Consider the following 9,035-nt stretch of genomic DNA (forward strand, 5'->3'; position numbering starts at 1 on the left):
CGTGATCCCGGCCACCCCGCACGGAGAATGTGCGTATGCCGAAGTCCTCACTGCTCTCCACGAGCGAGCTGGAACGCTCCTCCGTCGTCGCCAACAACACGATGAACCGGGAACGCGGACTCGCCGGAGTGAACAGCTACGCCCGTGAACTGGGCTTCGATCCCCTGTCCCGGCTGGCCGCCCGACCCCACGCCCCTTCCTGGCTGGACCTGTGCAGCGGCGAGGGCCACGCCCTGCGGGAGGCCGCCTCGACGCTGCCCGACGACGCGGCCCTCACCGGGATCGACCTGGTCGGCCCGCTGGTCCGCCTGCCGGCCCCGCCGACCCTGACGGAGGTCGTGGCCTCGGTGTCGACCTGGGCGCCGACCCGGACGTACGACCTGATCACCTGCGTACACGGCCTGCACTACGTCGGCGACCAGCTCGGCCTCCTCGCCCGCGCCGCCTCCTGGCTCGCCCCCGACGGACTGCTCGCCGCGCACTTCGACCCCGAGTCGATCCGCTGGGCCGACGGCTCGGCGGCGGGCCGGGCGACGGTCTCGGCCCTGCGCTCGGCCGGCTTCCGCTACAGCGCCCGCCACCACCGGCTCACCCTCGAAGGCGGGCGCGAGGTCACGCTCCCGTTCCACTACCTGGGCGCCGACCCGGCCGCCGGCCCGAACTACACGGGCCAGCCCGCGGTCGGTTCCCACTACGCCGACGCGCGGTTCAGCACGATCGCCGGTGCTTGAGGCCGACTCTGGCGGTGTTGCGAACCTGCTGGGTACGACCCCGCTCGGCGAGGCCAGGAACGGATGACGGAGAGCGACCTGGGCCATCGAATCGACCCTCGACCGACGGAAAAGCCCGAGGGCGGCACCCCTGTCGGAACAGGAAGTGCCGCCCTCGGTAAGGACGTTGATCAACCGTCAGGTCGATCAGAAGTCCATGTCACCGCCCGGCATGCCGCCACCGGCGGGCGCGGCGGCCTTCTCCGGCTTGTCGGCGATGACGGCCTCGGTGGTGAGGAACAGCGCGGCGATCGACGCGGCGTTCTGCAGCGCGGAACGCGTCACCTTCGCCGGGTCGATGATGCCCTCGGCGACCAGGTCGACGTACTCGCCGGTCGCGGCGTTCAGGCCGTGACCCGGGGTGAGGTTGCGGACCTTCTCCACCACGACGCCGCCCTCGAGGCCGGCGTTGACGGCGATCTGCTTCAGCGGGGCCTCGAGCGCGAGCTTCACGGCGTTGGCGCCGGTCGCCTCGTCGCCCTCGAGCTCCAGCTTCTCGAAGACAGCGGTGGCCTGGATGAGGGCCACGCCACCACCGGCGACGATGCCCTCCTCGACGGCCGCCTTGGCGTTGCGCACGGCGTCCTCGATGCGGTGCTTGCGCTCCTTGAGCTCCACCTCGGTGGCGGCACCGGCCTTGATGACCGCGACACCGCCGGCGAGCTTCGCCAGGCGCTCCTGCAGCTTCTCGCGGTCGTAGTCCGAGTCGCTGTTCTCGATCTCGGCGCGGATCTGGTTCACCCGGCCCGCGACCTGCTCGGAGGAGCCGGCACCGTCGACGATGGTGGTCTCGTCCTTGGTGATGACGACCTTGCGGGCCTTGCCCAGGAGGTCCAGGGAGGTGTTCTCGAGCTTGAGACCGACCTCCTCGGAGATGACCTCGCCACCGGTGAGGATGGCGATGTCGTTCAGCATCGCCTTACGGCGGTCACCGAAGCCCGGGGCCTTGACCGCGACGGACTTGAAGGTGCCGCGGATCTTGTTGACGACCAGGGTCGACAGGGCCTCGCCCTCGACGTCCTCGGCGATGATCAGCAGCGGCTTGCCCGACTGCATGACCTTCTCGAGGAGCGGGAGCAGGTCCTTGACGGAACCGATCTTGGAGTTGGCGATCAGGATGTACGGGTCGTCGAGCGACGCCTCCATCCGCTCCATGTCGGTGGCGAAGTACGCCGAGATGTAGCCCTTGTCGAAGCGCATACCCTCGGTGAGCTCCAGCTCCAGACCGAAGGTCTGGGACTCCTCGACGGTGATGACGCCTTCCTTGCCGACCTTGTCCATCGCCTCGGCGATGAGCTCGCCGATCTGGGTGTCGGCGGCGGAGATGGAGGCCGTGGAAGCGATCTGCTCCTTGGTCTCGACATCCTTGGCCTGCTCGAGCAGGGCGGCGGAGACGGCCTCGACGGCCTTCTCGATACCGCGCTTGAGGGCCATCGGGTTGGCGCCGGCGGCTACGTTACGCAGGCCTTCCTTGACGAGGGCCTGGGCGAGAACGGTCGCGGTGGTCGTACCGTCACCGGCGACGTCGTCCGTCTTCTTGGCGACTTCCTTGACCAGCTCGGCGCCGATCTTCTCGTACGGGTCCTCGAGCTCGATCTCCTTGGCGATGGAGACACCATCGTTGGTGATCGTGGGGGCGCCCCACTTCTTCTCGAGGACGACGTTGCGACCCTTGGGGCCGAGCGTCACCTTCACGGCGTCCGCGAGCTGGTTCATGCCGCGCTCGAGGCCGCGCCGCGCCTCCTCGTCGAACGCGATGATCTTGGCCATGTGAAGTGGTCCCTCCAGGACTGGGGGTGATTCCTTCGGACCGCGCCCGCGCCCGCGACGGACGGCTCGCATGCCTCGTGGTTCCTTGCCCCACCTGGCCTGCGGGCCTCACCGACCCGGTCCTTCGTTGTCACTCTCACCTTCAGAGTGCTAACGCCAATGATTAGCACTCGACCCATGCGAGTGCAAGCGGCTCTCGGGGATCGGTCGGGGCGCTCAGCGGTGCGCGGACAGGGCGGAGGCGGCCCCCGAGCACGCTCCGGGCAGGCCACGCGCAGGCCCGGGCACGGCGAAGGGCCCGCACCCCGGGAGGTGCGGGCCCTTCGAAGAAGTACGTCGCTGCTTTAAGTCGACGCGTGCTTCAGCCGGTCGCCAGACGGACCATGTCCGCCTGCGGCCCCTTCTGACCCTGCGAGATCTCGAAATCGACCCGCTGGCCCTCTTCCAGGGTGCGGTACCCGTCCATCTGGATCGCGCTGTAGTGGACGAAAACATCCGCACCACCGTCGACCGCGATGAAGCCGTACCCCTTCTCCGCGTTGAACCACTTGACGGTGCCCTGAGCCATGCCTAACTCCCCTATTACTGGCCCTTGCACAGATCCACACTTCGCGGATCCGGGTCAGACCTCACCCCCCATCGGTCGGGGGCGTGCGCCGGAACGCGTCGACCGCGGCTGAATGTATCTGCCCAACTGCCGTCTGCAACAGGTCAATCGGACGAGAAATCCGGGCACGGCCGGTCGGGAATGTGGGGACAATTCCCCTGACTTCAGGTCAAGTCGGACCTGATAAACGGAACAAAAGCCGCAAAAAACCCGCACACTTTGGCTACTTCTTGTCGGGCGGGCGGCAGAAATCAAGGGCCACCGACCTGTGAATCGGCGGCGCGTTCCCCAACTGTACCTCGCTCAACCACACAGAATTGCCCCCTCCGCTTCTCTCACGGAGGGGGCAATTCGATGAACTCTCGGTAACCGGGGTTACCGATGGTAATGATCGGTCATTCGGTCAGCCGCCGGCGACCGCCGGAATGATGGAGACGCCCGCACCGTCCGGCGTCGCCGTTTCCAGCCCCTGCTCAAAACGTACGTCGTCGTCATTGACGTACACGTTGACGAACCGACGCAGCTTGCCCTGGTCGTCCAGAACCCGGGCGGCAATCCCGGCGTGGTTCTTCTCCAGGTCGGCGATGACCTCGGCGAGGGTGCCACCCTCGGCGGCGACCTCGGCCTGCCCGGCGGTGTAGGTGCGCAGGATGGTGGGGATGCGGACGTTGACGCTCACGTTGTGACCTCCGGTCAGGTAAACGCCCTCAGGGGCGCGGGGCTGTGTTGAATTTGCGGCTACCGCCGCGTGGGCGCGACCAGCCCCCGCCGGCCCGCAGACGAAGACGACTAGGCGAGCCCAGCCTCACGGAACGAGTCCAGGTTGGGACGAATGGTCGCAGTAAGCCCCGTACCGGCCACCGCATCCAGCGTCTTGAGACCGTCACCGGTGTTCAGGACAACCGTCGTCTTCGTCGGGTCGAGGACACCGTTCTCGATCAGCTTGCGCGTCACACCCACGGTCACCCCACCGGCGGTCTCCGCGAAGATGCCCTCGGTCCTGGCAAGGACCTTGATCGCGTCCACGACCTGCTCGTCCGTCACATCCTCCACCGCCCCGCCGGTACGGCGAGCAATGTCCAGGACATAAGGACCATCCGCCGGGTTGCCGATCGCCAGCGACTTGGCGATGGTGTTCGGCTTCTGCGGGCGGACGACGTCGTGGCCGGCCTTGAAAGCGACGGACACCGGCGAGCACCCCTCGGCCTGCGCACCGAAGATCTTGTACGGCTTGTCCTCGACGAGCCCGAGCTTGATCAGCTCCTGCAGCCCCTTGTCGATCTTCGTGAGCTGCGAGCCGGAGGCGATCGGCACGACGATCTGGTCGGGCAGCTGCCAGCCGAGCTGCTCGCAGATCTCGTACGCCAGGGTCTTGGAGCCCTCCGCGTAGTACGGCCGCAGGTTGACGTTGACGAAGCCCCAGCCCTCGCCGGCCGGGTCGCCGATCAGCTCGGAGCAGAAACGGTTCACGTCGTCGTAGTTGCCCTCGATGCCGACGAGCTCACCGCCGTAGACCGCGGCCATGACGACCTTGCCCTGCTCCAGGTCGTGCGGGATGAACACGCAGGACCGGAAGCCGGCGCGGGCCGCCGCGGCACCCACCGCACCGGCGAGGTTGCCGGTCGAGGAGCAGGACAGGGTGGTGAAGCCGAAGGCGCGGGCGGCTTCCAGGGCCTGGGCGACGACGCGGTCCTTGAAGGAGTGCGTCGGGTTGCCGGAGTCGTCCTTGATGAAGAGCTTGCCGGCGTCGACGCCGAGCTCACGCGCGAGGTTGTCGGCCTTGACGAGCTGGGTCCAGCCGGGGTTGATGTTCGGCTTGGTGGCGACGTCGGCCGGGACGGGAAGGAGCGGCGCGTAGCGCCAGATGTTCGCGGGGCCCGCCTCGATCCGCTTGCGGAGCTCCTCGGCGTCGTAGGCCGAGAAGTCGTACGCGATCTCCAGCGGGCCGAAACACTCCTCGCACGCGAAGACCGGTCCGAGGGGTACCCGGTGACCGCACTCGCGGCAGGACAGCGCCGCGGCGGGACCAAGGTCTACGGTGGAATCGGTGGTGCTTGCAACAGTCTGCACAGCCATGTGAGGCGAGGCCCTTTCTCCTCATCTTCCTCACGACGCATCTCGCCGTGAGACGGATTTGGCACCTTCCCTAGCCGGGAGCCTCGCGGAGACGATCAGCGGTGTTACGGCAGTGATCGCTACGAGAGCCGACTGGAGGGTTGCCGGGGCTTCATCGGGCCGTTTCCCTCTGCCCCTCTGGATGAGCTGTATGCGGTTGTGAGCGGCGTGACCCCGGACATGCGATGGTCATCCGCGTTGTTCAAGACTGTAACCGACGGCCAGGAGAGTTGAGAGAGTCCGTCCGAACCGCGAGACAAACAGTGAGGAGCCGCCAACCGTGCTGGAAGAAGTCGAGCGCTGGCTGAGCACCCGCTCCTGGTCCGTGACCGATCGCCCGCTCCACCAGATCCTGGCCGCCAAGCAGCGCACGGGCCAGTCGGTCTCCGTCGTGCTGCCGGCGCTCAACGAGGAGGAGACGGTCGGCGACATCGTCGCGACCATCCGTCATGACCTCATGCAGCAGGTTCCGCTGGTCGACGAGATCGTCGTCGTCGACTCCGGATCCACCGACCGCACCTCCGAGGTGGCCGCCGCCGCGGGCGCCCGGGTCGTCCACCGCGACGACATCCTGCCCCGCATCCCGACCGTGCCCGGCAAGGGCGAGGTGCTGTGGCGCTCGCTGCTCGTCACGAGCGGCGACATCGTCTGCTTCATCGACGCGGACCTGAGGGAGTTCAAGTCCGAGTTCGTCTCCGGCATCGTCGGCCCGCTGCTCACCGACCCCGAGGTCGACCTCGTCAAGGGCATGTACGACCGTCCCCTCGGCGGGGCGGCCGGGCAGGGCGGCCGGGTGACCGAGCTGATGGCGCGCCCGCTGCTGAACATGCACTGGCCGCAGCTGGCCGGTTTTGTGCAGCCGCTGGGCGGCGAGTACGCGGCCCGCCGCTCGCTGCTGGAACAGCTCCCCTTCCCCGTGGGCTACGGCGTCGAGCTCGGCATGCTGGTCGACGCGCTGCACCTGGTGGGGCTCGACGCCCTGGCCCAGGTGGACGTGGGCGTCCGCAAACACCGCCACCAGGACGGACAGGCCCTCGGCCGGATGTCCGCCGCGATCTACCGCACGGCCCAGCTGCGGCTGGCCCGCGGACATCTCATCCGCCCCTCCCTCACCCAGTTCGAGCGGGGCGAGGACGGTTTCGAGCCACGCACGTTCTCCGTGGACACGGAGGAGCGGCCGCCGATGGCGGAGATCGCGGAGTACGCCTCCCGCAAGGTGGCTTGAAGGTGGTCAGAAGGCGGTCCGAAGCCGGCCTCAAGGTCGTATACGGGCCCTGCCAGTGAGGTGAACCGCACGTTTGAGCGGTTCCGGGCCGGGCTAGGTTGAGCCCTATGGCTACCACGCAGGATGCGCAGGGTGCTGCCAAGGTGCTGGTCGCGTCGAACCGCGGCCCGGTCTCGTACGAGGTGCGCGACGACGGCTCGCTGCACTCCAAGAGGGGTGGCGGCGGAGTCGTCTCCGGGCTGTCGGCGATCGGGCCGGACGCCGGTGCCCTCTGGGTGTGCTCGGCGCTGTCCGACGGCGACCGCGAGGCCGTGCGGCGCGGGGTCGGCGAGGACGGCGTGCTCATGCTGGACATCCCGGCCGACGTGCACGCCGACGCCTACAACGGCATCGCGAACTCGGTCCTCTGGTTCGTCCACCACATGCTCTACCAGACGCCGCTGGAGCCGGTCTTCGACGCCGAGTTCCGACGGCAGTGGGCGTCGTACGAGGCGTACAACCGCGCCTTCGCCGAGGCGCTGGCCGGGCAGGCGGCGCCGGGTGCGGCGGTGCTGGTGCAGGACTACCACCTGTGCCTGGTGCCGGGGATGCTGCGCGAGCTGCGCCCTGACCTCCGTATCGGCCACTTCTCGCACACGCCGTGGGCGCCGGCCGAGTACTTCCGGATGCTGCCGGACGACATCCGGGCGCAGCTGGTGTGGGGGATGCTGGGCGCCGACCGGCTGGCGTTCCTGACCCGGCGTTGGGCGCACGGCTTCATGACCTGCGCGAACGAGATCGACGCCGAGCGCATCCAGGTGTACTCGCCGGTGCCGAGCGAGCCGAAGCACATCCGGCACACCGGCACGGGCATGCCGCCTCTGCGCACCACGTGGATCGGCGTCCATGGGCTCGGTGCGGACGCGGACTTCCTGCGGGCCCGGTCGCACGAGGCGGACGTCGACGAACGCATGGCCGCGCTGCGCGGGGAGATCGGCGAGGGGCGCAAGGCCATCGTCCGGGTCGACCGGACCGAGCTGTCCAAGAACATCGTGCGCGGACTGCTGGCGTACCGGCAGCTGCTCGACGACCACCCCGAGTGGCGCGAGCGGGTGGTGCACGTGGCGTTCGCGTATCCGTCGCGGCAGGACCTGGCGGTGTACCGCGACTACACAGCCGCGGTGCAGCGCCTTGCGGAGGAGATCAACTCCCGGTACGGGACGCCGGGTTGGACCCCGGTGGTCCTCCACGTCAAGGACGACTTCGCGCGCTCGCTGGCCGCGTACCGGCTGGCGGACGTGGCGCTGGTCAACCCCATCAGGGACGGCATGAACCTCGTCGCGAAGGAGGTGCCGGTCGTCTCCGACGAGGGGTGCGCGCTGGTGCTGTCGCGGGAGGCGGGAGCGTTCGAGGAGCTGGGCGAGGACGCGCTCGCCGTGAACCCGTACGACGTGATGGACACGGCGCGGGCACTGCACGAGGCGTTGTCCATGGGGCGGGAGGAGCGGGCGGAGCGGTCGAAGCGGCTGGCTGCCGCCGCCACCGCCCTCCCCCCGGCCCAGTGGTTCCTGGACCAGCTGCACGCGCTGGACCAGGAGGCTGGTCAGCCTGCCTGAGCGGCGATCGCCTGCAGCAGCCGTACGACGCCCTCCGGGCCGTCGACCACCACGTCCGCCCTCTTCGACAGCTCGGTGACCTCCTCGCTGCCGCTGCACACCAGCAGGCCCGGGGTGCCGTCGGAACGGAGCTTGTCGACGGCGGCGTAGGCGGGGAGGTCGCCGAGGTCGTCGCCTGCGTAGAGGACGGACTCGGCGCCGAGTTCGCGGACGTACTCGCTCAGCGCCACGCCCTTGTCCATGCCGGGCGGGCGGAGTTCGAGGACCATGCGCCCCGGTTCGACGATGAGGCCGTTGCGGGTGGCGAGGTCGGTGAGGGGCTCGCGGAGGGCGTCGAAGGTGCCCTGGGGGTCGGCCGCGCGGCGCGTGTGCACGGCGACGGCATGTCCCTTGTCCTCGATCCATGCGCCCTGGGTGCTCTCGAGGAGGCCCGGCAGTTCGGCGCGTACGGCTGCTACGCCGGGGTGGGGGTCGGGGGCGGTGACCTCGCCGGTGACGGCGTCCCAGCGCTCGGCGCCGTAGTGGCCGAGCACGACGAGGTGCTCCAGCCCTGGGACCGCTGCGAAACCGCCGTACCGCACGGCGACGTCGGCCGGGCGGCCGGTGATCACCGCCACGGCGGCCACCTTCGGGGCGAGCGCGGTGAGCGCCGGCAGGGCGTCGGGGTGGGCTCGGGCCTTTTCGGGGTCGGGCACGATCGGCGCGAGGGTTCCGTCGAAGTCGAGGGCGACGAGTGCCCTCGCGGGCCGGGCCAGGATGGCGGCGAGGCCGTCGCGTCCGGGCCGGGTCGCGGGGGTCGGCAAGGGCTCCATATCGGCGACCCTATCCACGGAGGGCCGCACCCCGGGAGAGTTCTCGCCCCCGCCGCCCCTACCCATTCCCGTCCCCTGGGGGCTGCCGCCCCCAGACCCCCGCTTCGGCCCTGAACGGGCCTCGTCCTCAAACGCCGGACG

At 69.3% G+C, this 9,035-nt stretch carries 8 protein-coding genes and 1 riboswitch; of the genes, 3 read left to right on the forward strand and 5 right to left on the reverse strand.

Going from position 1 to position 9,035, the window contains the following annotated elements:
* The first annotated feature begins 35 nt into the window (after window positions 1-35).
* Window positions 36-731: a class I SAM-dependent methyltransferase gene (locus ADL12_RS30725; protein ID WP_062707614.1), complete on the forward strand. Its 696-nt coding sequence runs from the start codon at window positions 36-38 to the stop codon at window positions 729-731.
* Between the two features lie 186 nt (window positions 732-917).
* Here ADL12_RS30725 and groL read toward each other — a convergent pair whose 3' ends face one another.
* The 4 genes from groL to thrC form a co-directional block, all read right to left on the reverse strand.
* Window positions 918-2,540 (reverse strand): chaperonin GroEL, encoded by a 1,623-nt coding sequence (gene groL, locus ADL12_RS30730; protein WP_062707619.1) that lies wholly within the window; start codon window positions 2,538-2,540, stop codon window positions 918-920.
* A 361-nt stretch (window positions 2,541-2,901) separates the two neighbouring features.
* Window positions 2,902-3,108: a cold-shock protein gene (locus tag ADL12_RS30735; protein ID WP_007493268.1), complete on the reverse strand. Its 207-nt coding sequence runs from the start codon at window positions 3,106-3,108 to the stop codon at window positions 2,902-2,904.
* Window positions 3,109-3,550: 442 nt separating this feature from the next.
* A complete protein-coding gene (locus ADL12_RS30740; RefSeq protein ID WP_062707622.1) occupies window positions 3,551-3,826 on the reverse strand; it encodes a MoaD/ThiS family protein in 276 nt (91 codons plus the stop codon).
* Between the two features lie 110 nt (window positions 3,827-3,936).
* A complete protein-coding gene (thrC, locus tag ADL12_RS30745; protein ID WP_062707624.1) occupies window positions 3,937-5,223 on the reverse strand; it encodes a threonine synthase in 1,287 nt (428 codons plus the stop codon).
* Window positions 5,224-5,241: 18 nt separating this feature from the next.
* A riboswitch (SAM riboswitch) is annotated at window positions 5,242-5,411 on the reverse strand.
* Between the two features lie 131 nt (window positions 5,412-5,542).
* On the opposite strand from thrC, the gene ADL12_RS30750 reads away from it, so the two are divergent.
* Together ADL12_RS30750 and ADL12_RS30755 are read left to right on the forward strand one after the other, a co-directional pair.
* Entirely contained in the window at window positions 5,543-6,487 is a 945-nt protein-coding gene (locus ADL12_RS30750) for a glucosyl-3-phosphoglycerate synthase (RefSeq protein ID WP_062707627.1), read from the forward strand.
* 107 nt (window positions 6,488-6,594) lie between these two features.
* Window positions 6,595-8,082, forward strand: a complete 1,488-nt coding sequence (locus ADL12_RS30755) for an alpha,alpha-trehalose-phosphate synthase (UDP-forming) (RefSeq protein WP_208614656.1) — start codon at window positions 6,595-6,597, stop codon at window positions 8,080-8,082.
* Here ADL12_RS30755 and otsB read toward each other — a convergent pair.
* Window positions 8,070-8,894, reverse strand: coding sequence for a trehalose-phosphatase (gene otsB / locus ADL12_RS30760; protein WP_062707630.1), 825 nt, complete (start codon window positions 8,892-8,894; stop codon window positions 8,070-8,072). The genes ADL12_RS30755 and otsB overlap by 13 nt on opposite strands.
* Window positions 8,895-9,035 lie beyond the last annotated feature (141 nt).

This window comes from Streptomyces regalis, from assembly GCF_001509475.1.
In the GTDB taxonomy this organism is placed as follows: Bacteria; Actinomycetota; Actinomycetes; order Streptomycetales; family Streptomycetaceae; genus Streptomyces; species Streptomyces regalis.